We start from the raw sequence: 24,546 nt of genomic DNA, 5'->3' as shown, positions 1-24,546 counted from the left end.
CAACAACGACCCCGGCACACAAGTGCGGGGTCGCCTGGACGGAACCGGCGGTTAGGCGCCGATTTTCTGCTGGCCACCACGGCGCAGGCGCAACACGGAGAGGCGCTCTTCGAGCAATTCTTCGAGTTCATCCCTGGTGCGACGTTCCAGCAACATGTCCCAGTGGGTCCGAGGAATCTTTTCGTCGGAGTGGTCAACGATCACCGGCAGGGAGTCGACCAATCGGGTCGCCGTCCGTGCGCAGTACTTGCATTCCCATTCGTCCGGAGCCTCAGCTTCGGCCGAAAAAATCATCACCGTCTCGCGCCCACACGTCTCACACCGGTAGGTGTGCGGAACCCGGGGGGAGAAGGTGACGCCTTCTTCGCTCTGTAGGCTTTGTGCGCCTAATCTCATGCCACGCAAACTGCGGTCAGCCATAGTGTGGTCTCCTCTCGCTCGCAATCACGGTTCAATCGCGATGCTTTCACATTTGTAAACCATCAAGCTGGGTGTTAACCTTCCCGAACCCCCCGTTCTGGGAGGTAATTCTCAGGTTCGGCGACTAATAGCCGCCACAGCCAGATCGGTGCGATCCGTGACAATGCCGTCGACACCCAGATCAAGCAGTCGAATCATTTCTACCGGGTCGTTCACGGTCCACACGTGCACCTCGACATTCACCCGGTGCATCATCGCGATGAAACGCGGTGTCACGATACGAAGCATTCCCGCACGCTCGGGTACCTGCACCGCAACGCAGCCCGCCAGGGTCCGGCGAACGAGCGCAGGAATGCCCACATTCGCCGCCGCTACGGCCCGGGCCACGAGCGATGACGAGGCGGAAGACACCACGCCCGGCAGCAGATCCACGATCCGTTGGCGGCGCGGTTCGTTGAACGAGGTCACCAGAACTCGGGGAGTGGCTCGCTGGTCACGAATGGCCCGAGCGGCGGGCTCGGCGGCGGCATCCGTTTTGATATCGATATTGAACCGGGCCGTCGGAAAGGCCTCGAGGGCATCGGTGAGGGACGTGAACGATTGCCCGAAGCCCAGGTTGATGCGTTTCAGCTCGGTCATGGTCAGTTGGTCGATGCGCGCGTCCCGTTCGAGGGCGGCGAGATCGGGGTCGTGGCTGATCACGGCCACACCGTCGAGCGACACGTGCACGTCGGTCTCGAGGTGGGTGGCCCCGCCCGCCAACGCCTTCACGAAGGCGAGCAGGGTGTTTTCCGGCGCTTCCTGCGCCAGACCGCGGTGGGCGAAGACCCGGGGATGCGGTGCGTCCAAGAATACTGACGGGGCGTACTCGACCACCGCCTAGGCCTGCGGTGCTGCGGGTGCTGCGGGTGCTTCGGAAGCGGCAGGTGCGGCCGCCGGGTTGTGGGCGTTCGCGCCGAAGGCGCTGCCGATTCCCTTCATGGCTTCGGTCAGTTCGCTCGGTACGATCCACAGCTTGTTGGCACTGCCCTCGGCGAGCTTGGGAAGTGTGAGCAGGTATTGGTAGGCGAGCAGCTTCGGGTCGGGATCTCCATCGTGAATGGCCTTGAACACCGTGGTGATGGCTTCCGCCTCACCCTGCGCGCGCAGGACGGCAGCTTTGGCATCACCCTCGGCTTCGAGGATCGCCGCCTGGCGAGCGCCCTCAGCGGTGAGAATGGCGGACTGTTTGGTGCCCTCGGCGGTGAGGATCAGCGCACGACGGTCACGCTCGGCGCGCATCTGCTTCTCCATGGAGTCCTGGATGGAGTGGGGCGGCTCGATGGCCTTGAGCTCGACTCGGCCCACGCGGATACCCCATTTGCCGGTGGCCTCGTCAAGCACGATACGCAGTTGGCTGTTGATGTTGTCGCGACTGGTCAGTGCTTCTTCCAGGTTCAATCCGCCGACCACGTTACGCAGGGTGGTCGTGGTGAGCTGCTCGACCGCACCGAGGTAATTGTTGATCTCGTAGGTGGCGGCGCGGGCATCCGTCACCTGAAAGTAAACGACGGTGTCGATGGAGACCACGAGGTTGTCCTCTGTGATCACGGGCTGCGGCGGAAAGGAGACGACCTGCTCGCGAATATCGAGCAGCGGCCGCACCCGGTCGACGAACGGCACGAGCAGGTTCAGACCGGGCAGCAGCGTCTTGTGGTACTTGCCGAGGCGCTCGACCACCCCGGCGTTACCCTGCGGAATGATGCGAATGGCGCGCACGAGAATGACGATGACGAACACCGCCAACACGGCGAGCAGAGCGATCACGAAGATCTGGCCGATGAAACCTGCGGGGTCAAGCATTGTTCTGGGTCCTTTCGGCGGGGATGACGATGGCGGTCGAGCCTTCGATGAGATGCACGGTGACGGGCTCGCCCGGTTCAGCGGATGCTGCAGTGCCGCCACCCGGCAGCAGCAGACGCGCAGTCCAGGTTTCGCCGTTGGCCAGCTTCACCAGTCCGCCGGTCTCGGTGACGGTCGAGACAACACGGCCGCTCATTCCGATCAGGGCGTCGATATTGGAAAGCGCCGGATCGCCGCCCTTGCGCAGGGCGCGCAGCAAAAACGGCCGAATCGTCAGCAACAGCAGCACCGACAGGCCGGCGGCGACAACGATCTGAAGCCACCAGTCCAGGCCGAGCAAATTGGCGCCCAAACCGCCCAGACTGCCGATGGAGATCATCAGGAAGGTGAATTCCAGGCTCAGCAGTTCGATGGTGATGGCTACGAGAATGAACACGAGCCACAAAATCCAGAGATAGTCGGTCAAGTCGACCATGCGTGACACCTTCCACATTCCGTTCACCTTGAAACTAGCAGGTACCGGCGACAACACGCCGGGGGAGTGGCCGAGGCTTGTTGATAAGGTCGAAAGCATAGGTAGTGGCCGATCAGGTCACACTTCATCACGGAAACAAACAGACCGAATTCTTGAGGAGCACGCGTGACCAATCCACTTGCAGCAGGATCACTCGAGGGCAAGCGTGTACTCGTCACCGGCTCGTCCCGCGGCATCGGCGCCGACACCGTCGGCTATTTCGCCGAGGCCGGAGCGCGCGTCGTCATCAACTACCGCAATAAAGAGGGGCGCGCGAACAAGCTTCGCGACGCCATCCGCGCCGCCGGGGGAAACGCCATCACCATCGGCGCCGACCTGACCGATCCGGCATCGGTCGCCGCGATGTTTGAGACCATCACGAGCGAATTCGGTGGACTCGACATTCTGGTGATGAACGCATCCGGCGGCATGGAGAGCGGCATGGCGGCGGACTACGCCATCAAGCTCAATCGTGACGCCCAGGTCAATCTACTGAACGGCGCGGTACCCCTGCTCGGTGACGATTCCCGGGTGGTCTACGTCACCAGCCACCAGGCGCACTTCATCAAGACAACACCCACCATGCCGGAGTATGAGCCGGTCGCGCGCAGTAAGCGCGCCGGCGAAGACGCCCTGCGCGCCGTCATTCCCCAGCTCGAAGAGTCCGGTATTGGATTCGTCGTCGTTTCCGGTGACATGATCGAGGGCACCATCACGGCTACGCTGCTCGAACGGTCCAACCCTGGCGCTCTGAGCGCCCGCAAGGAGGCGGCCGGTCGCCTGTACAACGTGAGCGAGTTCGCAGCGGAAATCGTCCTGGCCGCGACCTCGCCGGTCCCGGCCGGCAACACTCGCCTGGTTGGCGACACGTCCGGGTTCGCCGGCGAATAACGGGTGAACAAGCGATGAAGGCTGCCGATCTTCCCCTACTCGGGTCGCTGTCACGCCCGACGATCCATCCCGATGGTTCGCGGGCGGTCTTCTCTCGGGTACACGCGGATTTTTCGGCGGATGTTTACGTCGGCCAGCTCTTTACCGTCGAGCTGTCAGGGGAGCCCTCTCCGCGCCGGATCACGCGCGGCGTTCGCGACTCGGCGCCTCGGTTTTCTCCGGATGGCAGCCTGATCGGGTTTCTGCGCGCCGATGCCGGCGGAACCGCGCAGCTGCACGTTGTTGATGCGGCCGGCGGCGAGCCCGTGGCGGTGACCGACGCGGCTCTTGGCGTGAGCGACTTTCGTTGGCACCCTCACGGTGACCGGATCGCCTTCCTGGCGCGGGTCCCCGAGCAGGGTCGGTATGGAACGGTTGCGGGTCTGTCGGCCGACTCGGAACCGGCCCGCCGCGTCGATACCCTGCGTTATCGCTCGAACGGCGTCGGCTACACCAGTGACCGCCGCCTACACGTGTTTCTCGCCGTCGTGCCCGATGTCTGGGGCGAACCGACTCCCGCCGTAGCGCCGTCCGTGACCGACGCACCGCGGGCGCAGTCTGGCAACCAGCCGGGTAGCGCGCCAACACCGGACCTTGTGGATCCGGCCGGCCTGGCGAGTGGATTACCGGTCGCCCGCCAGCTGACCGAAGGAGACTTCGATCATTCCGGGCTGACTTTCTCGCCCGACGGTTCCAGGCTCTTCACCGTGTCGGCCCGTCAGGCCGGCCGGGATACCGACCTGCGCAGCGAAGTGGTCGAACTCACACTCAGCGACAGCACCGACGCCGCTGCACAGGGGACCATCGCGCCGCTTCGCACCGTCGTGCCTGCGGCCCACAACCTCAGTATCTCGGCGTTGGCGTCTGCCGAGGACGGTACCCTCTGGCTGCTCGCAACCGACATGGGTGCGAGCGGGCGAGACTTCGTCGGCCGGGTGACCGCTTTGTACCGCAGTGGTGTCTCGCTTGACGGTTCAGCACCCATCCGGGTGACCGACCCGAACCAGACCGACCAGGATCTGCTCGACCTCGATGCCACCGGGGGAATCTGTCCGTTGGCGGACGGCTCCGTGCTGGTGCTCACGGGCCGTCGTGGCCGGGTCGAGCTGGTACGGGTAGAGCGAGAGGGGCGGGTGCAGTCACTCGACTGCGGAGCCACCGTCGCCACCTCAATGGATGCCTGCGGCGACGCCGTCGTTGTCGCAGTGCAGTCCGCCGGCACGACGGGTGACCTCGTTCTCCTCGACCCGGGACTCACCGGCAGTCACGCTTCAAAGACCCCGCCGATACTCCTCACCGATTTTTCTTCGGCCCTGCGCGCCACCGGACTGATCCCCGGAATCGAGCAAACGGTCACCGGACGAGACGGCTATCCGGTGCACGGCTGGGTGCACACTCCAACAGGGCCAGGACCGCATCCGGTGCTTCTGACCATTCACGGCGGACCGTTCGCCCAATACACGGGTGCGCTCCTCGATGAGACCCAGGTCTACGTCGACGCTGGCTATGCGGTAGTCCTCTGCAACCCGCGCGGGTCATCCGGTTATGGCCAGGCCCACGGGCGCGCCATCCGCCAGCGCATGGGCACCCTCGACCTGACCGACGTGCTGGACTTTCTCGACGGCGCTCTCAGCGCCGAGCCCGCCCTCGACGCCCACCGTGTCGGCATCATGGGCGGGTCCTACGGTGGCTATCTGACCGCGTGGACGATAGCGCACGAGCACCGGTTCGCGGCGGCCATCGTGGAACGCGGATTTCTGGATCCGCAAGGATTTGTCGGGACCAGCGACATCGGCGATTTCTTCGGTGACGAATACGCCGGTACGGATGCCGACCTGCTGCAGGCACAAAGCCCACAGTTTCTGGTCGGCCAGGTGACAACTCCGACCCTGGTGCTGCACTCCGCGCAGGATCTACGCTGCCCGCTGCCGCAGGGTGAGCGCTACTACGCGGCGCTGAAACGTGGGGGAGTGGAGACCGAACTCGTGGTTTTTCCGGGGGAGAATCACGACCTCAGTCGCACCGGTCGCCCCCGGCATCGTTTGCAACGGTTCGAAATTATTCTGGACTGGTGGGCCCGCCACCTGCCCAGTGCTACTAATCCCAGGAGAGCCGATGAGCGAGACCCCCACCACGACCATCCCGTCAGCTGAACGCCAGATCGCAGACAGCCACGACCTGATCCGCGTGCAGGGCGCCAGGGAAAACAACCTCAAGAATGTCAGTGTTGCGATTCCCAAGCGTCGACTGACCCTGTTCACCGGTGTGTCCGGCTCGGGTAAGAGTTCGCTCGTGTTCGGTACCATCGCGGCCGAGTCCCAGCGCATGATCAACGAAACCTACAGCACCTTCGTGCAGGGCTTCATGCCGACCCTGGCCCGGCCCGACGTCGATGTGCTCGACGGGCTGACGACGGCCATCATCGTCGACCAGGAGCGGATGGGCGCCAACGCGCGTTCCACCGTCGGCACGGCCACCGACGCGAACGCGCTGCTTCGCATCCTGTTCAGCCGCCTCGGCCAGCCGTACCTCGGCTCGCCGCAGGCCTATTCCTTCAACGTCGCCTCGATCAGCGGAGCGGGCGCGGTCTCGATCGAACGCGGCGGAACGACCGTCAAGGAACGCCGCAGCTTCAGCATCACCGGGGGCATGTGTTCCCGCTGCGAGGGTCGGGGTTCGGTCACCGACATCGATCTGACCGCGCTCTACGACGGGCAAAAATCCATCAATGGTGGCGCCTTGAAGATTCCCGGATACAGCATGGATGGCTGGTACGGTCGCATCTTCAACGGCTGTGGCTTCTTCGACGCCGACAAGCCGATCAACGACTTCACCCAGAGGGAGCTGGCTGATCTCCTGCATAAGGAACCGACCAAGATCAAAATCGAGGGAATCAACCTCACCTACGAAGGCCTGATTCCGAAGATCCAAAAATCGATGCTCAGCAAAGACGTGGACACCCTGCAGCCGCATATTCGTGCGTTTGTCCAGCGGGCGGTCACCTTCACGGTCTGCCCCGACTGCACCGGAACCCGACTCAATGAGGGTGCCCGGTCGTCGAAGATCAATGAGATCAGCATTGCGGATGCCTGCGCCATGCAGATCAGCGACCTCGCCGAATGGGTCATGGGCCTCAACGACTCGTCAGTTGGGCCTCTGCTGACGGCGTTACGGCTGTTGTTGAACTCGTTCGTGCAGATCGGGCTGGGCTATCTGTCCTTGGACCGTGCCTCCGGCACTCTCTCCGGCGGTGAGTCGCAGCGCACCAAGATGATCCGTCACCTCGGATCCTCGCTCACCGACGTCACCTATGTCTTTGACGAACCGACCATTGGGCTGCACCCCCATGACATCCAGCGCATGAACACCCTGCTGGTGCAGCTTCGCGACAAGGGAAATACGGTGCTCGTCGTCGAGCACAAGCCGGAGATGATCCAAATCGCCGACCACGTCATCGATCTCGGCCCCGGCGCTGGAACGAACGGTGGCGAGGTGGTCTTTGAGGGTTCCCTCGCCGGCCTTCGAAGCAGCGGCACGCTGACTGGTCGGCACCTGGATGACCGCGCGACCGTGAAATCGACCGTGCGTGCGCCCTCGGGTATCCTGCAGGTGCGCGGCGCGAGCGCGCACAACCTGGCCAACGTCGACGTCGATATCCCGTTGGGTGTGCTGACGGTGCTGACCGGCGTCGCCGGGTCGGGGAAAAGCTCACTGATCACGGGCTCGGTCTCGGGGCGAGACGGCGTGGTATCCGTCGACCAGGGTGCGATCAAAGGCTCGAGGCGGAGCAACCCCGCGACCTACACGGGCATGCTCGACTCGATCCGCAAGGCGTTCGCAAAGGCCAACGGAGTCAAGCCGGCTCTGTTCAGTTCCAATTCGGAGGGCGCCTGCCCGAGCTGCAACGGTGCCGGCGTCATCTACACGGACCTCGGAATCATGGCTGGCGTCGCTATTCCCTGCGAGGTCTGCGAGGGTAAGCGGTTCCAAGCATCCGTTTTGGACTTCCACCTGAATGGACGCGACATCAGCGAGGTGCTGGCGATGTCGGTGACCGAAGCCGAGGAGTTTTTCGGTGCGGGGGAGTCTCGGATCTCGGCCGCCCACGGCATTCTGGTGCGCCTGTCCGATGTGGGGCTCGGCTATCTCCGACTGGGCCAGCCGTTGCCGACGCTATCGGGCGGAGAGCGCCAGCGGCTCAAACTCGCCACCCAGATGGCCGACAAGGGTGAGGTGTATGTGCTGGATGAGCCGACCGCCGGTCTGCACCTCGCCGACGTGGAGAATCTGCTCGGCCTGCTGGACCGGCTCGTCGACTCGGGCAAGTCAGTCATCGTGATTGAACACCATCAGGCGGTGATGGCGCACGCCGACTGGATCATCGACCTGGGTCCAGGGGCTGGCCACGACGGCGGCCGAATCGTCTTTGAAGGAACGCCGGCCGACCTCGTGGCCAGTCGAGCCACACTCACCGGCCAACACCTCGCAGCCTACGTCGGCTGACCCGGCAGCCGGCTATGCGGGCAACTCGACCAGCCCTCTCGGACTCTCGAGCATGTGACCGATAATGCACATTATGTCAACAAAGGTTTGGCCAGGCAGTCGACCGACCTTCAACCGGCTGTGCAGGGTTCGCTGCCGTCATTCGGTGTGGGCGTTCCGGCCGTCACTGCGCGAATCTGGTCGAGAGCCCTCGCCAATGCCGTGTCATTGCACGCCGCATAGCCGAACACCAGCCCAGCCGGAACGGCAGATTTGACGGGTTCTGCTGAGTAATCCCTCAAATCGGCCACGCGAATCCCCCGCCGGAGCAATTCGGAGACGGCCAACCCCGCCACCACTTGGTCGGCCAATTCGAGCACAGCGTGCAGGCCGCCGTCCAGGGCGGTCAGGGTGGTACCCGGCACGCTGGACAGTGACTCCAACACGAGGCGGCGGCGGTGGGCATAATCCCGCCTGGCGGTTGCGATGTGACGGCGCACGGCTCCCGAGGACAACAGTGCGGCGGCAGCCTCCTGCACGACGCCCGACACCGGGCCGGGTAGATCGCCTCGAACCGCGAGCAGGGCATCACGCACGGCGGCGCGTTCGGGCAGGACGAGATAGCCCACCCGCAACCAGGGTGTCAGAACTTTCGAAAAGCTGCCGACCAGCACGACCCGGCCATCGTTGTCGAGGGAGGCCAGGGCCGGCAGTGGTGGTCCGACGTGCCGAAACTCGCTGTCGTAGTCGTCCTCGATGATCCAGGCATCGGTTCGCTGCGCCCAGTGCAGCAAGCGAAGTCGATCTTCCACCGGAAGCCGACCGCCCAGCGGATACTGATGGCTGGGGGTGACGAGTACCGCGTCAACCCGGTTGGCTAACGCGTCCAAGGCCCTCACTGGCATTCCGTCTGCCTCGTTCGGGATCGACACGAGGTTCACCCCCAGCCGCCGCAGAACCCGCGCAGCGGCCGGATAGCCCGGCGTTTCCACGGCGACCAGGGGCGCTCGGCCGACCCGGTCAGCCAGCGCGGCGCCAGCTCCCCCGCGCTCCTGCAGTGCCACGGCCACCAGCGCCAGCGCCTCACTCGTTCCGGCGGTGACGATGATGTCATCGATGCTGCAGAGCACTCCCCTGGCGTGTCTCAGGTGCTGAGCGACTTCAGTGCGGAGGGCCATTGTGCCCTGCAGCGGGGGTTCGGTGTGCGGGATGGGTTGCGCGGCGGCTCTGCGCCACGCGGCCGTCCAGGCTCGCCCGCTCAATCGGCGGGTCGACGGATATCCGGGGGTCAGATCGAGCACGACCGGGGCGGGCCCCGATTTCGGTGCGACGACGGATTGGGTCGGTAGTGCCGCGTCACCCTCGTGTACCAGCACGGCCACCCGCGTCGGCGCGCCCTGCGTGCTGACCAGGTAGCCCTCGCCGGTGAGCTGGTCGTAGGCGGTGACCACGCTACCCCGAGACACGCCGAGCCGAGCGGCAAGTGCCCTGGTTGACGGTACGCTCTCCCCCACGTGCAACTCCCCCAGTAGGATGCTGCTGCGCATTTGGGCGACGATTTGGGCGCTGAGTGGTTCGGAGCCAGCACGCTCGAGGGCAATGACGGGCAGGTACGGCACTGGTCTCCCCTACTGGACTACCAAAATATAGCGAAACTGGACTCTCTGCTGATCCAGTTGTGGCCTCAGCATAGTGTTATGACCACCGCGAGCGCATCCCTGCCCATCACTGCTCGAACTCGGGTCGGCCGGCTGGCCGCCCAACAAATCGTCGACCGTGCGGCGCTATACGCCCTGCTCGACAGCCAGATTCTCGCGCACGCCGCCATCGTCCTCGACGGGAACCCGCTGATCATCCCTCTGGCCTTCGCCCGGGACGGCGACAGCGTGCTCATTCACGGATCTACCGGAGGCGGATTGTTGCGCCACGCAGCGACCGGCTCAGGGCTCGGGTTGAGCGTCACCGCCCTCGACGGCCTCGTCTACGCCCGCAACCTCTTCGACAGCAGCATGAACTATCGAAGTGCCGTCGTCTACGGAATTCCCCTCGTAGTTCCCGACGCGGACAAGGAGAGGGCTTTGCTCGTGCTCTCTGAACGACTCATGCCGGGGCGGGGCGACGAGGTCCGCCCGATGACGAGGCGGGAACTCGCGGCGACAATTGTGTTTCGCATCCCCCTCGACGAGGTGAGCCGGAAGGTACGCACCGGAGCACCGAGTGAGAGCGCAGACGATGGCGAAGACCACGCCGTCTGGGCGGGAGTGGTGCCCATGAACATCCGCTGGTTGACGCCGGAAGCATCACCGCTGACAGCCAAAGCGACCGCGGTACCAGCGTCGGTCCGGCGGCAGTGCGCCGTCGACGCGGAGCATGCATCCGGCGTCCTCGTGGCGTAGTCGGCGACCGGTCGCGTCAGGCGTGCGAGTGGTGAATCACCATGCCGAATTCATTGACCGGCTCGAAAGCGTCTCGGTCCCAGGCGCCGGGGTGCGGAACCGGGCAGTCGACCACGGTATTTCGCGACGAATGGTCGATCGTGTGTTCTCGCATGGCGTGTGAGCAGATCGGGCATGACCGAAAATCGGTCGCGTCCCACTGTTCCGGGCCTCGTGGGGTCTTTCTGTCCTGAATCATGCCATTACGATACGCCGGATTGGACAATAAGGCACGCAACTGCTATGCGAAATTTCCGGCAAAACTGTCACATCGGGACTACTCTTCCCCGAAACCTGATTCCAACAGTTCTGCGAGGGCGGTGATCGCCGGGCCGGCCGACGGGTCAGTGGACGAGAGCTGCACGCTGCTCCCCCGAGCCAGACCGAGCGACATAATGCTCAGCAGACTGCTGGCGTCCGTGCCGTTCACGGTGATCGGAACCGAGAACGTGCTCGCGAGACTCACGAATTCTGCGGCGGGGCGTGCATGCAAGCCATCTTTGTTGACAAGGATCACCGTGCGCGAGACCCCGGTCGGTGCGGGCTGTTCAGCGGTCGGCGGGGCGCTACTCGACGGGTGCAGAGCGGATTGAGCGGCTGCCACGACGGCATCGAGGTCTCCCCCGATCTCTGCGGCTACGGCGGCGGCTACCCCGCCCTCGACCAGAGGCGCGTCCACAATTCGCACCCGGTTTTGCTCGGCATCCTCGAGAAAATCCCGCGCGGTTTCCGCGGTCAGAATCGCGGAACCCAGATCACACAGAATTACCACGCCGCCGCCGCCGTTCGCCGCGGTGATGCCGTCGCTGATCTTCTCAAAGCTGGTGCCGATGCCACCAGCATCCGTTCCTCCCGCAGCGACCAGATGCACCGTTGGTGCCATCTGACGCGCCAGTTCAACCAGTCCCGCCGCGATCTTCTCGCTGTGCGAGACGAAAACCAGGCCAACCCGGTCAGCGGATGCCGCCGCGCTCACTCGCGTACCATCACGCGGTCGCCATAGCGTCGGCTGCTGCGCGGAGCAGCAGTGACGTCGACTCTGAACCCGGATCCCGGTGGCCGATCGCCCGCTCACCAAGATAGCTCGCCCGTCCCTTGCGGGCCACGAGTGGTTCGGTGGCTTGCGCGCCGTGAGAAGCGGCATCCGCTGCGGCCAGCAAGACGACGTCGACGCCGGAACCGGTCGCTTGCGCGGACAACGCCGCGTTCACGGCCGGTGTCCAGGCGTCGATCATGGTCTTGTCACCCTCTTCCGCTTTGCCACGCAGTACGATGCCGTCACGGGCTGCCGCCAGAAGGGCGACCAGAGCGGCCGCATCCACCCACTCGGCGTCCCCGGCAGCGCCGGCGGCCTTGAGAAAAGCCGTACCGTACAGCGGCCCGGCAGCACCGCCAACCGTTGAGATCAACGTCGTTGCGACCAGCTTCAGCACCGCGCCGGGCGTTGTCTCGTCGGGCAGAGCGTCGAGCTTCGGCAGGATCGCCTGAAAGCCGCGATCCATGTTTTCACCGTGATCGCCATCGCCGATTTCTCGGTCGAGGGTATTGAGGGCGGCGCGGTTGGTCGCAAGCACCTCGGCGCTCCGGCGTATCCAGCGCATGGTCCAGGCGGTGTCGAGCCTTGGCGCCGCGTCAGCGAGGGCAGCGTCTGGTTGGTCGTTCGGGGTCATCGAATCTCCTTCTACCGTCCCCACCGTAGCGCCGCCGTCTGCACCGGGGCGTCCCACAGCGCCGTGAGCTCGTCGTCGAGTTTCAGAACGGAGATGGACGTTCCCGCCATCTCGAGGCTCGTCGTGTAGTTGCCGACCAGGCTCCGGGTGACCGTGATCCCCTTCTCCTTGAGTACTTCGGCGGCCCGGCGGAACACGATGTAGAGCTCGATTTGCGGCGTACCGCCCATGCCATTGACGAACAGGAGCACCTCATCTCCACTGACAAAGGGCAGGTCATCCAGAATAGGGCCGAGCAGCCGGTCCACGATCGCGTCGGCGGGTTCGAGCTTGATCCGCTCCCGCCCCGGCTCGCCGTGAATTCCAATGCCGATCTCAATCTCGTCGTCGGCGAGCACGAAACTCGGCTCCCCGGCATGAGGCACCACACAGGGTGTGAGCGCGACTCCCATGGTGCGCACCCGGGAATTCACCCGTTCGGCGACGGCGACCACGGCATCGAGGTCATCGCCGCGTTCGGCGGCGGCCCCAGTGATCTTCTCGACCAGAACCGTGCCCGCCACGCCCCGGCGGCCTGCCGTGTAGAGCGAGTCCTTGACGGCGACATCGTCGTTGATGATCACCGCGCGCACGTCGATACCCTCAGCGGATGCCAGATCGGCGGCCGTCTCAAAGTTCAACACGTCCCCGGTGTAGTTTTTCACGATGTGCAGCACGCCGGCGCCGCCATCGACGGCTTGGGTTGCGGCGAGGATCGGGTCGGGAGTCGGTGATGTGAAAACTGCGCCTGGCACCGCGGCATCCAGCATGCCGTGGCCGACGAAGCCGCCGTGCAGCGGTTCGTGCCCGCTCCCGCCACCGCTGACGATCCCTACTTTTCCCTGGACCGGGGCATCACTTCGCACAATAAAGATCGGATCGTGCGAGACCCGCACAATGTCACCGTGCGCCGCCTCGAATCCGGCGACAGCCTCGTTGACCACGTTCTTGGGATCGTTGATGAGCTTCTTCATGACCATCCATTCACTCGGTGATGCCACGGTTCGACAGAGAGAGGACCACGGCAAGGTCCGGGCAGCACCGCCCGGGACAGCCATTTTCCCACGGTCAACATACGCGCTGGGACCACGCTCGGAAAGGGGGCCATATGAACTTCGTCAGCCCATTCCCCTCTTTGACACCCCGCGCTATGTTGTTGCCATCCGCTCGCCGCAGAGGGGTAGCTTCGGCATCCCCGACCTGATCAGAAAGGTTCTCGTGGAAAATATCGGAGCTGTATTCGTCTCGGAGGTCGTGGGCACTGCAATGCTGATTCTCCTCGGAACCGGCGTCGTCGCCAACGTCGCCCTGGCGAAGAATAAGGGCCTTGGGGGTGGGTTCCTTATGGTGACCATCGGCTGGGGCTTCGCAGTGTTCGCCGGCGTCGTCGTCGCCTACCGTTCGGGGGCGCACCTCAACCCGGCCGTCACCCTGGGCCTCGTCGCCAACGGAGCCAAGGAATTCGGGATGGGAGTGCCCGTCAATGTGGTCTCCGTGCTTGCCTACATCGGCGCCCAGCTGATCGGAGCCATCCTGGGCGCCGTCGCCTGCTGGCTCGCCTACAAGCAGCACTTCGACGCCGAACCTGACCCGGCCAACAAACTCGGTGTCTTCTCGACCGGGCCGGCCATCCGCTCTTACGGCTGGAACCTCGTCACCGAAATCATCGGCACGTTCGTGCTGGTCTTCGTTGTCATCGCCTTCGGTGGTGACCGGCAGGGTACCACCGGCGGTTTGGCCTCCCTCGGAGCCCTTCCGGTGGCCCTGCTCGTCATTGTCATCGGCACCTCCCTCGGCGGACCCACGGGGTACGCCATCAACCCGGCCCGTGACCTCGGTCCGCGCATCGCGCACTTCATCCTGCCGATCAAGGGCAAGGGCAGCTCCGACTGGGCCTACTCGTGGGTACCCGTTGTCGGCCCGGTCATCGGCGGTCTGCTGGCCGGCTGGGTGGCAATCCCGCTCCTTCCCCTGCTCACCTGACCCGAACAAACGGGCCGGTCCCCCGCGGACCGGCCCGTTGTCGTGCGACCAGATCTGCACGCGCGCAAACACCAAGCACACTCACTAGGAGGACACGCACCGATGACTGACTACATTCTCGCTATCGACCAGGGAACGACCAGTTCCCGGGCCATCATCTTCGACAAGGCCGGATCGATCGTGTCGACCGGGCAGCTCGAACACGAACAGATCTTTCCGCAGGCCGGCTGGGTCGAGCATGACCCGAAGGAAATCTGGGACAACACCCGCGAAGTGATCGGGCAGGCGCTGTCCAAGGCCAACCTAACCCGGCACGACATCAAGGCCATCGGAATCACCAACCAGCGCGAAACCGCTGTCGTCTGGGACAAGAACACCGGAGTCCCCGTCTACAACGCCATCGTCTGGCAGGACACCCGCACCCAGCCCATCGTCGACCGTCTCGCCGCCGACGGTGGTGTCGAACGGTTCAAGAAGAAGGTCGGTCTGCCGCTGGCCACCTACTTCTCCGGCACCAAGATCGTCTGGATCCTCGAAAATGTCGAGGGCGCACGCGCCAAAGCGGATGCCGGCGACCTCTTGTTCGGCACGACCGACTCCTGGGTGTTGTGGAACCTCACCGGCGGCGTTGACGGCGGAGTGCACGCCACCGATGTCACCAACGCCAGTCGCACGTTGTTCATGGACCTTGAAACCCTGCAGTGGGACGACGAGATCCTCGCCATCTTCGACGTTCCGAAGTCAATGCTGCCGTCGATCCGTTCGTCCTCGGAGATCTATGGCACTGCGCACACCTCGAGCCTGCTGCGCGAGGTCCCCGTCGCCGGTATCCTCGGCGACCAGCAGGCCGCCACCTTCGGCCAGGCAGCGTTCGATCAGGGCGAGGCCAAGAACACCTACGGCACCGGAAACTTCCTGATTTTCAACACCGGTACCGAGATTGTGCACTCCAAGAATGGCCTGCTGACCACCCTCGGCTACAAGCTCGGAGATGAAGCGCCGCACTACGCCCTGGAAGGGTCCATCGCGGTAACCGGTGCGTTGGTGCAGTGGATGCGCGACAACCTCGGCATGATCAGCTCGGCCTCAGAGATTGAGGCGCTCGCGAGAACAGTCGACGACAACGGCGGAGCCTATTTCGTTCCGGCTTTCTCGGGACTGTTCGCGCCGTACTGGCGTTCCGACGCCCGCGGGGCGCTGGTCGGACTCACCCGGTTTGTGAACAAGGGGCACATCGCCCGAGCGGCACTCGAGGCGACGGCTTTTCAAACGCGGGAGGTCATCGATGCGGTCAACGCCGATTCGGGTGTCCCCCTCACGGAGATCAAGGTCGACGGCGGTATGATCGCCAACAATCTGCTCATGCAATTCCAGGCCGACATCCTTGGTGTCCCCGTGGTCCGACCGGTCGTCGCCGAAACGACGGCGCTGGGCGCCGCCTACGCTGCCGGCCTCGCCGTCGGCTTCTGGAGCAGCCTGGCTGAGCTGCGCACCAACTGGCAGGAAGACAGCCGCTGGACTCCGCAGATGGACGAAGCCGAACGCAGCCGCCAACTGCGCAACTGGAAGAAGGCGGTCACGAAGACCTTCGGGTGGGTCGACGAGGACGTCCTCTAACGAACAGCCCGAAACTGCGGCGGCCCGGTCTCAGACTTGGGTCGCCGCAATCCACGACGACAGCTTGGCCGTGGCCGCCCCGGAATCAATCGCTGCGGCAGCCACGGCCAATTTGCTGCGAAAACGGTCCAGGATGGCGACCTGCACCTGCGACGCATCGTTGGCCAGGTCGAACGCCACCAGTCCGGCCGCGGCGTTCAGTAGCACGATGTCTCGAATCGGACCCGGGTCGCCGGCGAGCACGGAGTGCACGATATCCGCGTTGTGCTGGGGCGAACCGCCCACCAGCTCGCTGATCTGGGCTCGCTTCAGGCCGAGATCCCGCGGGTCGATGTCGTGTTCGGTCACCAGACCCCGCGAGACCTCCCAGACGTGACTGTGACCTGTGGTCGTCATTTCATCGAGCCCATCATCCCCGCGAAAAACCAGTGCCGTCGCGCCTCGGGTTTGAAAGACGCCGACGAACAGCGGCACTCGATCGAGGTCGGCCACCCCCACAGCCGATGCCTCCGGTCGCGCCGGGTTGCACAGCGGGCCGAGATAGTTGAACACCGTGGGGATACCCAGCTCCTTGCGGGTGAGGGCCGCGTGGCGGAATCCGGGGTGAAAAGCCGCCGCAAAGGCGAAGGTGATCCCGGTTTCCTTGAAGACTTGGGCGACCCTGGTCGCGTCCCGCGACAGATCGATGCCCAATTCGCCGAGGACATCGGACGACCCGGAGGCGGAACTAGCGGCACGGTTACCGTGCTTGACGACCGGCACACCGGCCGCTGCGCAGACGATGGACGCCATCGTCGAGATATTCACCGTGCCGAACTGGTCACCACCGGTACCGACAATGTCGAGCGCCATCGGATTGACCGCCAACACTATGGCCTGCTCGAGGATCGCATCTCGGAATCCGACTATCTCATCGACGGTCTCCCCTTTGGCGCGAAGAGCGACAAGAAAGGCGCCCATCTGGGACGGCGATGCCTCGCCGAGCATGATGCGTTCCATGCTCCAGGCGGCATCTGCCACACTCAGGTCCCTGCCGGAAAGAAGGGAATTTAATATGTTGGGCCAAGACTGCGATTCAAGCATGATTCCGATCATAGGAGAACGGGCCCAACTCCCCCGAATTCACGGCATGGGAGTGCTGAAATTGCCCACCCCAACGAGGTAGAAACTCTCACTTGCACGCCCGATTGAGAAAAACCTGTGGGAATATCGGCCATAATGGAGGGGTGACCAGCACCTCAATTACTCAGACGGCGAGTGCGCCCGTCGTGAACCGGCCCAACAGCGTGGCTGTAGGCACCATTGTGTGGTTGGGCAGCGAGGTGATGTTTTTCGCGGGGCTCTTCGCAATCTACTTCACGCTCCGTTCAACCGCCCCCGAGCTGTGGCTCTTTGAGGCCGACAAGCACAACTTCACGTTCGCGTTGATCAATACGCTGGTGCTGGTGTCGTCGTCGGTGACCTGCCAGTTCGGAGTCTTCGCCGCCGAACGGCTACAGGCTCGTTCAACCGGTTGGAAGCCGAGTGAGTGGGGCATGGTGGAGTGGTTCTTCCTCACCTATGCTCTCGGCGCGATCTTCGTCACCGGGCAGGTGTTCGAATACGCCACCCTGGTATCCGAGGGAATCTCACTCTCCTCCAACGCTTACGGGTCAGCGTTCTACATCACGACCGGCTTCCACGGTATTCACGTGACCGCTGGCCTGCTGGCCTTCCTTCTTGTGATTGGGCGCGGCTTCGCGGTCAAGAACTTCGGCCATAAAGAAGCCACCAGTGCGATCGTGGTTTCCTACTACTGGCACTTCGTCGACGTCGTCTGGATCGGGCTCTTCCTGGTCATCTACGTTCTCAAATAGAAGTACATACCTAGAAACGGGAGCGGACTACTTCAGCATGACCACGATCAAAACCCCTCGCGCACGCCGGCCACGCAAGACCGGACGTCGCCATCCACTCGCCAGCGTTGCGCTCATTGCCATCGGACTGCTCTTCACTGGAGGCGCCTATGTCGCCTTCAGTAGCAGCACTGCCGTTGCGACAACGGATGCCTCGTCACAGCAGACCATCGCTCAGGGTGAAAAACTCTTCGCGGCAAACTGCGCCACCTGCCACGGCCTCAGCGCCCAGGGCTCCTCAGAAGGTCCGAGCCTGATCGGAGTCGGCGCAGCCTCCGTCGACTTCCAGGTGGGCACCGGTCGCATGCCGATGCAGATGCAGGGCCCGCAGGCGCAGAAGAAGCCGGTTCAGTTCACGGCCGAGCAGACCGCTGCCCTGGCCGCCTATGTGGCCTCGCTGGCTCCCGGTCCGGCGATTCCCGCCGCCGAGCTGCTGGACGCTGCCGGTGACGCCGCAACCGGTGCTGAACTGTTCCGCATCAACTGCGCCATGTGCCACAACGTTGCCGGTGCCGGTGGCGCACTGACCGAGGGCAAGTTTGCGCCTGCCATCGAAAACGTTTCGGCCCAGCACATCTACGAGGCCATGATCACCGGCCCGCAGAACATGCCCGTCTTCAACGACATGAACATCTCCCCCGAAGACAAGCGCGACATCATCACGTACCTCAAGTACGTCGAGGACAACCCGTCTCCGGGCGGACTGGCTCTCGGTTCTCTCGGACCGGTAGCTGAAGGACTCTTCATCTGGATCTTCGGACTGGGCGCAATCGTGGCCCTCACCGTGTGGATCACCGCAAAATCGAACTGAGACTCGGTACCCCGTCTTGACACATCATTCGGTACCGATCGAACGTCGCGTAGCACCAGAGTGCACAGTATTTACACCCACGAAGGAGACCCATGGCCAAGGACGATAACGGCGCGGAGGACGTAACCGCCGCCGACTCGCCTGGCGCGCAGCTCGCGACATCCGCCGCAAGCACAGCCGTCGTTACACGGGATGCCCTGGCTAACCCAGGATTCCCGCCGCACCGTCCGCGCATCACCGACCTTGACCACAAGGAAGAGCGCAAGGCGGAGCGCACCGTTTACACACTGTTCTACGTATCCATCGTGGGTAGTGTCTTCGCGATTGCTGCGTACATGGCCTTTCCGATCGTTGCTGAGGATCCGGGTTCGGTTCGACTGAACAACCTCTTCATCGGTCTCGGTCTCAGCCTCGCGTTGCTCGCCATCGGTATCGGCGCTGTTCACTGGGGCAAGGCGCTCATGAGCGATCATGAGGGGGTTGACGAACGACACCCCGTTCGTGGGACCGAGCCCGTTCGGGCCCGTGCCGTGGAGATCTTCCAGCAGGCCAATGAAGAATCGGGCTTCGGCCGCCGCACACTCATTCGCAACAGCCTCATCGGCGCTCTCGTCGTCTTCCCGCTCCCGGCTGTCGTTCTGTTTCGTGGCCTCGGCCCGATGGATCAAGACCCGGTAGCCCTGCTCAATGAGACCATGTGGAAAAAGGGCGTTCGCCTCACCATGGACCCGAGCGGAACCCCGATCAAGGCAGCGGATGTCACGCTCGGCTCGTCGTTCCACGTCATCCCGGAGGGCCTGTCCGAAATGGGCCACGGCCGTTTGGAAGAGAAGGCGAAAGCCGCCGTTCTGCTTATCCGAATGGATCCGGACGACCTGATCGAAGCGGAAGACCGCAAGTCCTGGTCCTATGACGGCATCGTGGCATATTCTAAGATATGCACCCACGTTGGATGCCCGGTTGCCCTTTATGAACAGCACACGCACCACCTGCTTTGCCCGTGCCACCAGTCGCAGTTCGACGTTGAGAACCATTGCAAGGTCATCTTCGGACCGGCCAAACGGGCACTACCCCAGCTCCCGATCGCCGTAGACGCTGAGGGATACCTGATCGCGCAAAGCGATTTCACTGAACCAGTCGGCCCGAGCTTCTGGGAGCGAGCATGACCACGATAACCACCCGCGAATCCGCTGAGGACCAGGGCGTCGGGGTGAAGAAAACCGGTGGCTTCACCGCCTCCGCCGCCAACTACATAGACGAACGCACGAGTATCTCGGGCGCCGTCAAGGAGCTTGGGCGCAAGATCTTCCCCGACCACTGGTCGTTCCTGCTCGGTGAGGTGGCGCTGTACAGCTTCGTCATCATTTTGCTGTCGGGGTCATTCCTGACCTTCTTCTTCCAGGCATCAATGGCAGAAGTCGTCTACGACGGCTCCTATGCCCCGCTCAAGGGCATCCCCATGTCGGCAGCCATGTCCTCCACGATGGACATCTCGTTCGACATTCGTGGCGGACTCCTCATGCGTCAGGTACACCACTGGGCGGCCCTGCTCTTCGTAGCCGCCATAGGCCTGCACATGTTGCGCATCTACTTCACAGGTGCTTTCCGCAAGCCGCGCGAGCTCAACTGGGTCATCGGCTTCATCCTCTTCATCCTCGCCATGGCCGAAGGCTTCACCGGCTACTCCCTCCCCGATGACCTGCTCTCTGGTAACGGACTGCGCATCATCGACGGTCTGATCAAGGGCATCCCGGTCGTAGGTACGTGGGTATCGTTCCTGCTCTTCGGTGGCGAATTCCCCGGCACCGACATCGTCGGACGACTGTACTCGCTGCATATTCTGCTGCTGCCGGCCATCATCGTCGCGTTGATCGCCATGCACCTCTTGTTCGTTGTCGTGCACAAGCACACCCAGTACCCGGCCGCCGGACACACCAACCAGAACGTGGTCGGCTACCCGGTTCTGCCGGTCTACGCCGCTAAGGCGGGGGGATTCTTCTTCATCGTCTTCGGTGTGGTCATGCTCATCGCGTCGCTTTTCACGATCAACCCGATCTGGAATTACGGCCCGTACGATCCCTCGCCGGTATCGGCGGGTACCCAGCCGGACTGGTACATCGGCTTCGCCGACGGTGCCATGCGGCTGATCCCGACCGGGTGGGAGTTCGTCTGGCTGAACCACACCTACTCCCTCAACATCCTCGTGGTGCTCACCGTGGTCGGACTGTTCATCGTGACCGTCATGATCTACCCCTTCATCGAAGGATGGATCACCGGCGACAAACGTGAACACCACGTGCTCGACCGTCCGCGCAACGCGCCGACCCGCACCGCTATCGGCGCAGCCGGCGTCACGTTCTATGCTTCCCTGTGGGCCGCAGCATCGTCGGACATCATGGCAACGCACTTCCACCTCACCATGGAAGGTGTCATCCACACGCTCCAGGCGACCACGTTGCTCGGCCCGTTCCTGGCCTTCTTCATCGCCAAGCGTGTCTGCCTGGCCCTGCAGAAGAAGGATCGTGAGATCGTGCTGCACGGTTACGAGTCTGGCCGCATCGTTCGGCTGCCCGGCGGCGAATTCGTCGAGGTCCACCAGCCGGTTGACGAGTACGAGCGCTGGAAGTTGGTCAGCTACAGCGACTTCAAGCCGCTCATGCTGCGCCCGAACGCTCAGGGCAAGATCGGCCCGGCCGAAAAGGTTCGCGCCGGCCTGTCCCGCTGGTTCTTCGAGGACCGGATCACTCCGGTCACTCAGGTGGAGCTGAACCAGGCTCACGGTGATCACCCCGCGGAGATCACCGACAAATAGGCATAACTCCAACAGAACGGGCATCGATGTCACTCCAGACGCTTTCGGAGTGGCTTCGATGCCCGAACTGCTTTCTCCCTCTGAATCCAGGCGGCGAACTCCTACTGGGCTGTGAACGTGGTCATTCCTTTGATGTGAACAAGCGGGGCTTCGTCAACCTGCTCACCGGCCAGCGCAAATTCATCGGCGACAGCGCGGCCATGCTGGACGCCAGGGATCGATTCCTTCGCGCCGGGTGGTACGAACCGCTCCGCGACGCCATCCACACTCTCGTTGGCGGCGAGTCCCCCCGGCGGCTTCTCGACGTGGGTTGCGGGACCGGCTATTACCTGGGTGCAGCGCTGCCCCCGGGAAAAGACGTGCGGGCGCTGGGAATGGACCTCTCCCCCACCGCCGTGAGTCGCACCATCCGCTCGCACGGTCGCGTTGACGGGCTGGTAGCGGATGTCTGGTCGCCCCTCCCCATTCGCGACGGCGCCGCCGACGTGATTCTGAACGTGTTCGCACCTCGCAACGCTGCGGAATTCCACCGCGTCCTGCGGCCCGACGGACTGCTGCTGGTCGTAGTGCCGCAACCGACGCACCTGCGTCAGCTGCGGGAATCGGGGCTGGCCGTGGAGATGCAGGCCGACAAAGCCGCCCATTTGACCACGAGTCTGGGCGCCTGGTTCCGCCTCGAGCGCCATGAACAAATCGACCGCACCGTGCACCTGTCACCGTTCGAGGTGGCGTCGCTCATCGGTATGGGACCGTCTTCGCACCATTCCGGCTCCGCCGCCAGCGGGGACAGCCTAGCCGCCGACCAGCTTGTCACGGTCGCCTTCGACGTCTTCGGCTTCCGCCGCCGGTAGCCCAGTTACTCTTCCCCGGCCACAGCGCGCCCGTCAAACGAAGATACCGACCTCCCTGTGCGGGAGATCGGTATCGATAGCAACGTGCGCTCAGCGGGCGAACAGGCCCCGGTAGTATTCGTAGACCCAGCCGGTGAGGGCTACCAAGCCTAGGCCCAGGCCGATGAAGCAGATCCAGATTCCCACTGCGAGGCCCAGAAAAAGCAACGCTGTTGATGCGGCCAGAAAAATCGGCCACCAGCTCCACGGGCTGAAGAAGCCCATCTCGGGGTCACCGTCGTCGATGTTGCCATCGAGACGGTCCTCCGGAAGCTCGGAGCCCTGGGCGGCGTGAACTTTGTCCAGATAGAAGGCAATGAACGCAACTAGCAGGGTGGACAGCCCCAGCATGAACGTTCCGGCCCATTCCACTTTTCCATGAGCCGGATCGAGCAGGCTCCAGACAACATAAGCGACCGTCACGATGCCGAAGAAGGCGGTGAGGATCCAGAGGATGTTGACGTTGGTCTTCATTTACTTGACCTGATTCGAATCGATGTCGTAGACCGCGGCGTCGGGTGCGTCCTTGCCAGGGCCGATGCCGACGGGCAGGCCGGCTTCGGGGTGGTTCAGGTCGAAGGCCGGACGTTCGGAGCGGATGCGGGGAATGGAGGTGAAGTTGTGGCGCGGCGGCGGGCACGAGGTCGCCCACTCCAGCGATGAACCGTAACCCCACGGGTCGTTCACGGTCACCAGCGGAGCCTTGCGGGCGGTGATGTACACGTTCAGGAAGAACGGAATCATCGAGACGGCCAAGATCATGGCACCGATTGTGGACACCTGGTTCATCCAGGTGAATCCGTCTTCCGGTGCGTAGGTGGCGTACCGACGCGGCATCCCCATGACACCGAGCCAGTGCTGGATCAGGAAGGTGGTGTGGAAACCGATGAACAGGAGCCAGAAGTGCCACTTGCCGAGGCTCTCGTTGAGCATCTTGCCGGTCCACTTGGGCCACCAGAAGTAGAATCCGCTGAACATGGCGAAGACGACGGTTCCGAACACGACGTAGTGGAAGTGGGCGACGACGAAGTAGGTGTCGGAGACATGGAAGTCGAGCGGCGGCGAGGCGAGGATGACTCCGGTCAAGCCACCGAAGGTGAACGTGACCAGAAAGCCGATGGCCCAGATCATGGGAGTCTCAAAGGTGATTGACCCGCGCCACATGGTGCCGATCCAGTTGAAGATCTTCACTCCGGTCGGTACCGCGATGAGCATTGTCATCAGCGAGAAAAACGGCAGCAAAACCGACCCGGTCACGTACATGTGGTGCGCCCAGACTGAGACCGAGAGGGCGGCGATCGAAATGGTCGCATAGACCAGCGTCTTGTAGCCGAACATGGGCTTGCGGCTGAAGACCGGGAACACTTCGGAAACGATGCCGAAGAACGGCAGGGCGATGATGTACACCTCGGGGTGACCGAAGAACCAGAACAAGTGCTGCCACAGGATGGCACCGCCGTTGGCTGGATCATAGATGTGCGAACCGAAGATGCGGTCAGAGGCCGCGGCAAGCATGGCAGCGGCAAGTACCGGGAAGACCATGAGCGCGAGCAGGGAGGTGATGAGCGAGTTCCAGGTAAAAATGGGCATCCGCCACATCGTCATTCCCGGGGCGCGCATGGTGATGATCGTGGTGATGAAGTTCACCGAACCGAGAATGGTACCGAAGCCGGAGAGACCGAGGCCGACCATCCAGAGGTTACCGCCGACGCCCGGTGAGAACGTCGTGCTCGCGAGCGGCTGGTACGCGAACCAGCCGAAGGATGCCGCCCCCTGCGGGGTGAGGAACCCGGATACGGCGATGAGACTGCCGAAGTTGAAGAACCAGTAGGCGAGGGCGTTCAGGCGCGGGAATGCGACGTCGGGGGCACCGATCTGCAGCGGCACCAGAAAGTTCGCGAAGCCGAAGAAGAGCGGCGTTGCGAACATGAGCAGCATGATCGTGCCGTGCATTGTGAACAGCTGGTTGTACTGCTCCTTCGTCTGCACCACGTCAAGGCCGGGCGCGAACAGCTGAGCTCGAATGATGAGCGCCATGACGCCACCGAGGCAGAAGTAGATGAAGGAGGTGATCAGGTACATGTACCCGATGACCTTGTGGTCGGTGGAGGTGATCCACCGGACGAGCACGTTGCCCTTGCGTTCGGCCGAGGTCGAGACCGGCGCTGCCGGGCGTGACTCCACTGGTGCGATGGTCGTGGTCATG

22 protein-coding genes are annotated in these 24,546 nt (G+C 63.4%); 11 read left to right on the top strand and 11 right to left on the bottom strand.

All coding sequences use genetic code 11. The features are described from left to right. Positions 1-51: 51 nt before the first annotated feature. From QMF22_RS09335 to QMF22_RS09320, 4 genes are all read right to left on the bottom strand, one after another. Entirely contained in the window at positions 52-420 is a 369-nt protein-coding gene (locus QMF22_RS09335) for an RNA polymerase-binding protein RbpA (RefSeq protein WP_092107959.1), read from the bottom strand. Positions 421-531: 111 nt separating this feature from the next. Beyond that, positions 532-1,296, bottom strand: a complete 765-nt coding sequence (locus tag QMF22_RS09330; protein WP_283452804.1) for a glycerophosphodiester phosphodiesterase family protein — start codon at positions 1,294-1,296, stop codon at positions 532-534. A gap of 3 nt (positions 1,297-1,299) precedes the next feature. Next, complete coding sequence (locus QMF22_RS09325) at positions 1,300-2,262, bottom strand: SPFH domain-containing protein (protein WP_283452802.1); 963 nt, start codon at positions 2,260-2,262, stop codon at positions 1,300-1,302. Next, the gene (locus QMF22_RS09320) at positions 2,255-2,737 is read right to left on the bottom strand and encodes an NfeD family protein (protein WP_283452800.1); all 483 of its coding nucleotides are present in this window, start codon (positions 2,735-2,737) and stop codon (positions 2,255-2,257) included. The genes QMF22_RS09325 and QMF22_RS09320 overlap by 8 nt, the downstream gene beginning before the upstream one ends. Before the next feature lie 165 nt (positions 2,738-2,902). On the opposite strand from QMF22_RS09320, the gene QMF22_RS09315 reads away from it, so the two are divergent. From QMF22_RS09315 to QMF22_RS09305, 3 genes are read left to right on the top strand one after another with little or no spacing between them, the layout of a single operon-like run. Continuing rightward, the gene (locus QMF22_RS09315) at positions 2,903-3,667 is read left to right on the top strand and encodes an SDR family oxidoreductase (protein WP_283452798.1); all 765 of its coding nucleotides are present in this window, start codon (positions 2,903-2,905) and stop codon (positions 3,665-3,667) included. Positions 3,668-3,681: 14 nt separating this feature from the next. Further along, positions 3,682-5,859: an alpha/beta hydrolase family protein gene (locus QMF22_RS09310; protein WP_283452796.1), complete on the top strand. Its 2,178-nt coding sequence runs from the start codon at positions 3,682-3,684 to the stop codon at positions 5,857-5,859. Beyond that, on the top strand, positions 5,822-8,209 hold the full coding sequence (locus tag QMF22_RS09305) for an ATP-binding cassette domain-containing protein (RefSeq protein ID WP_283452795.1): 2,388 nt from the start codon (positions 5,822-5,824) through the stop codon (positions 8,207-8,209). The genes QMF22_RS09310 and QMF22_RS09305 overlap by 38 nt, the downstream gene beginning before the upstream one ends. 110 nt (positions 8,210-8,319) lie before the next feature. On the opposite strand, the gene pdxR is transcribed toward QMF22_RS09305, so the two are convergent. Then, positions 8,320-9,807, bottom strand: coding sequence for a MocR-like pyridoxine biosynthesis transcription factor PdxR (gene pdxR, locus QMF22_RS09300; protein WP_283452792.1), 1,488 nt, complete (start codon positions 9,805-9,807; stop codon positions 8,320-8,322). 78 nt (positions 9,808-9,885) lie between these two features. Here pdxR and QMF22_RS09295 point away from each other — a divergent pair, with 78 nt between their 5' ends. After that, positions 9,886-10,584, top strand: a complete 699-nt coding sequence (locus tag QMF22_RS09295) for a pyridoxamine 5'-phosphate oxidase family protein (RefSeq protein WP_283452790.1) — start codon at positions 9,886-9,888, stop codon at positions 10,582-10,584. A gap of 316 nt (positions 10,585-10,900) precedes the next feature. On the opposite strand, the gene dhaM is transcribed toward QMF22_RS09295, so the two are convergent. From dhaM to dhaK, 3 genes are read right to left on the bottom strand one after another with little or no spacing between them, the layout of a single operon-like run. Next, complete coding sequence (gene dhaM / locus QMF22_RS09290; protein ID WP_283452788.1) at positions 10,901-11,599, bottom strand: dihydroxyacetone kinase phosphoryl donor subunit DhaM; 699 nt, start codon at positions 11,597-11,599, stop codon at positions 10,901-10,903. A 10-nt stretch (positions 11,600-11,609) separates the two neighbouring features. Next, entirely contained in the window at positions 11,610-12,293 is a 684-nt protein-coding gene (gene dhaL / locus QMF22_RS09285; protein ID WP_283452787.1) for a dihydroxyacetone kinase subunit DhaL, read from the bottom strand. 11 nt (positions 12,294-12,304) lie between these two features. Continuing rightward, entirely contained in the window at positions 12,305-13,306 is a 1,002-nt protein-coding gene (gene dhaK, locus QMF22_RS09280; protein WP_283452785.1) for a dihydroxyacetone kinase subunit DhaK, read from the bottom strand. A 244-nt stretch (positions 13,307-13,550) separates the two neighbouring features. Here dhaK and QMF22_RS09275 point away from each other — a divergent pair, with 244 nt between their 5' ends. Beyond that, a complete protein-coding gene (locus QMF22_RS09275; protein WP_283452783.1) occupies positions 13,551-14,315 on the top strand; it encodes an MIP/aquaporin family protein in 765 nt (254 codons plus the stop codon). A 102-nt stretch (positions 14,316-14,417) separates the two neighbouring features. After that, positions 14,418-15,932, top strand: a complete 1,515-nt coding sequence (glpK, locus tag QMF22_RS09270; RefSeq protein ID WP_283452781.1) for a glycerol kinase GlpK — start codon at positions 14,418-14,420, stop codon at positions 15,930-15,932. 30 nt (positions 15,933-15,962) lie between these two features. Here glpK and trpD read toward each other — a convergent pair whose 3' ends face one another. Beyond that, positions 15,963-17,015, bottom strand: coding sequence for an anthranilate phosphoribosyltransferase (gene trpD / locus QMF22_RS09265; RefSeq protein WP_283452779.1), 1,053 nt, complete (start codon positions 17,013-17,015; stop codon positions 15,963-15,965). Between the two features lie 143 nt (positions 17,016-17,158). On the opposite strand from trpD, the gene ctaE reads away from it, so the two are divergent. The 5 genes from ctaE (at position 17,159) to QMF22_RS09240 (ending at position 22,301) form a co-directional block, all read left to right on the top strand. Further along, positions 17,159-17,788, top strand: coding sequence for an aa3-type cytochrome oxidase subunit III (ctaE, locus tag QMF22_RS09260; protein WP_283452777.1), 630 nt, complete (start codon positions 17,159-17,161; stop codon positions 17,786-17,788). A 37-nt stretch (positions 17,789-17,825) separates the two neighbouring features. After that, positions 17,826-18,638 carry a cytochrome bc1 complex diheme cytochrome c subunit gene (gene qcrC, locus QMF22_RS09255; protein WP_283452775.1) on the top strand — a complete coding sequence of 271 codons (813 nt, stop codon included), beginning with the start codon at positions 17,826-17,828 and terminating at the stop codon, positions 18,636-18,638. A 92-nt stretch (positions 18,639-18,730) separates the two neighbouring features. After that, positions 18,731-19,804, top strand: coding sequence for a cytochrome bc1 complex Rieske iron-sulfur subunit (qcrA, locus tag QMF22_RS09250; RefSeq protein ID WP_283452773.1), 1,074 nt, complete (start codon positions 18,731-18,733; stop codon positions 19,802-19,804). Then, entirely contained in the window at positions 19,801-21,450 is a 1,650-nt protein-coding gene (gene qcrB, locus QMF22_RS09245; RefSeq protein ID WP_283452771.1) for a cytochrome bc1 complex cytochrome b subunit, read from the top strand. Before qcrA ends, qcrB begins: the two co-directional genes overlap by 4 nt. A gap of 26 nt (positions 21,451-21,476) precedes the next feature. Further along, positions 21,477-22,301, top strand: a complete 825-nt coding sequence (locus QMF22_RS09240; RefSeq protein ID WP_349357088.1) for a methyltransferase domain-containing protein — start codon at positions 21,477-21,479, stop codon at positions 22,299-22,301. 90 nt (positions 22,302-22,391) lie between these two features. On the opposite strand, the gene QMF22_RS09235 is transcribed toward QMF22_RS09240, so the two are convergent. Next, positions 22,392-22,814, bottom strand: a complete 423-nt coding sequence (locus QMF22_RS09235; RefSeq protein ID WP_283452767.1) for a cytochrome c oxidase subunit 4 — start codon at positions 22,812-22,814, stop codon at positions 22,392-22,394. After that, positions 22,815-24,545 (bottom strand): aa3-type cytochrome oxidase subunit I, encoded by a 1,731-nt coding sequence (ctaD, locus tag QMF22_RS09230; RefSeq protein ID WP_283452764.1) that lies wholly within the window; start codon positions 24,543-24,545, stop codon positions 22,815-22,817. Between the last annotated feature and the right edge of the window lies 1 nt (position 24,546).

The sequence above is a fragment of the Cryobacterium sp. PH31-L1 genome (genome assembly GCF_030063145.1).
Lineage (GTDB): Bacteria > Actinomycetota > Actinomycetes > Actinomycetales > Microbacteriaceae > Cryobacterium.
This window is presented reverse-complemented; position numbering and strand designations above follow the sequence as displayed.

Bases quoted from the DNA above. Each gene is read 5' to 3' on its own strand.
- QMF22_RS09235 (WP_283452767.1), bottom strand. From the start codon at position 22,814: ATGAAGACCAACGTCAACATCCTCTGGATCCTCACCGCCTTCTTCGGC.
- qcrC (WP_283452775.1), top strand. From the start codon at position 17,826: ATGACCACGATCAAAACCCCTCGCGCACGCCGGCCACGCAAGACCGGA.
- qcrA (WP_283452773.1), top strand. From the start codon at position 18,731: ATGGCCAAGGACGATAACGGCGCGGAGGACGTAACCGCCGCCGACTCG.
- QMF22_RS09310 (WP_283452796.1), top strand. From the start codon at position 3,682: ATGAAGGCTGCCGATCTTCCCCTACTCGGGTCGCTGTCACGCCCGACG.
- glpK (WP_283452781.1), top strand. From the start codon at position 14,418: ATGACTGACTACATTCTCGCTATCGACCAGGGAACGACCAGTTCCCGG.
- QMF22_RS09320 (WP_283452800.1), bottom strand. From the start codon at position 2,737: ATGGTCGACTTGACCGACTATCTCTGGATTTTGTGGCTCGTGTTCATT.
- dhaK (WP_283452785.1), bottom strand. From the start codon at position 13,306: ATGAAGAAGCTCATCAACGATCCCAAGAACGTGGTCAACGAGGCTGTC.
- dhaL (WP_283452787.1), bottom strand. From the start codon at position 12,293: ATGACCCCGAACGACCAACCAGACGCTGCCCTCGCTGACGCGGCGCCA.
- trpD (WP_283452779.1), bottom strand. From the start codon at position 17,015: ATGCTTGAATCGCAGTCTTGGCCCAACATATTAAATTCCCTTCTTTCC.
- QMF22_RS09295 (WP_283452790.1), top strand. From the start codon at position 9,886: ATGACCACCGCGAGCGCATCCCTGCCCATCACTGCTCGAACTCGGGTC.
- QMF22_RS09335 (WP_092107959.1), bottom strand. From the start codon at position 420: ATGGCTGACCGCAGTTTGCGTGGCATGAGATTAGGCGCACAAAGCCTA.
- ctaD (WP_283452764.1), bottom strand. From the start codon at position 24,545: ATGACCACGACCATCGCACCAGTGGAGTCACGCCCGGCAGCGCCGGTC.
- QMF22_RS09325 (WP_283452802.1), bottom strand. From the start codon at position 2,262: ATGCTTGACCCCGCAGGTTTCATCGGCCAGATCTTCGTGATCGCTCTG.
- QMF22_RS09240 (WP_349357088.1), top strand. From the start codon at position 21,477: ATGTCACTCCAGACGCTTTCGGAGTGGCTTCGATGCCCGAACTGCTTT.
- QMF22_RS09305 (WP_283452795.1), top strand. From the start codon at position 5,822: ATGAGCGAGACCCCCACCACGACCATCCCGTCAGCTGAACGCCAGATC.
- qcrB (WP_283452771.1), top strand. From the start codon at position 19,801: ATGACCACGATAACCACCCGCGAATCCGCTGAGGACCAGGGCGTCGGG.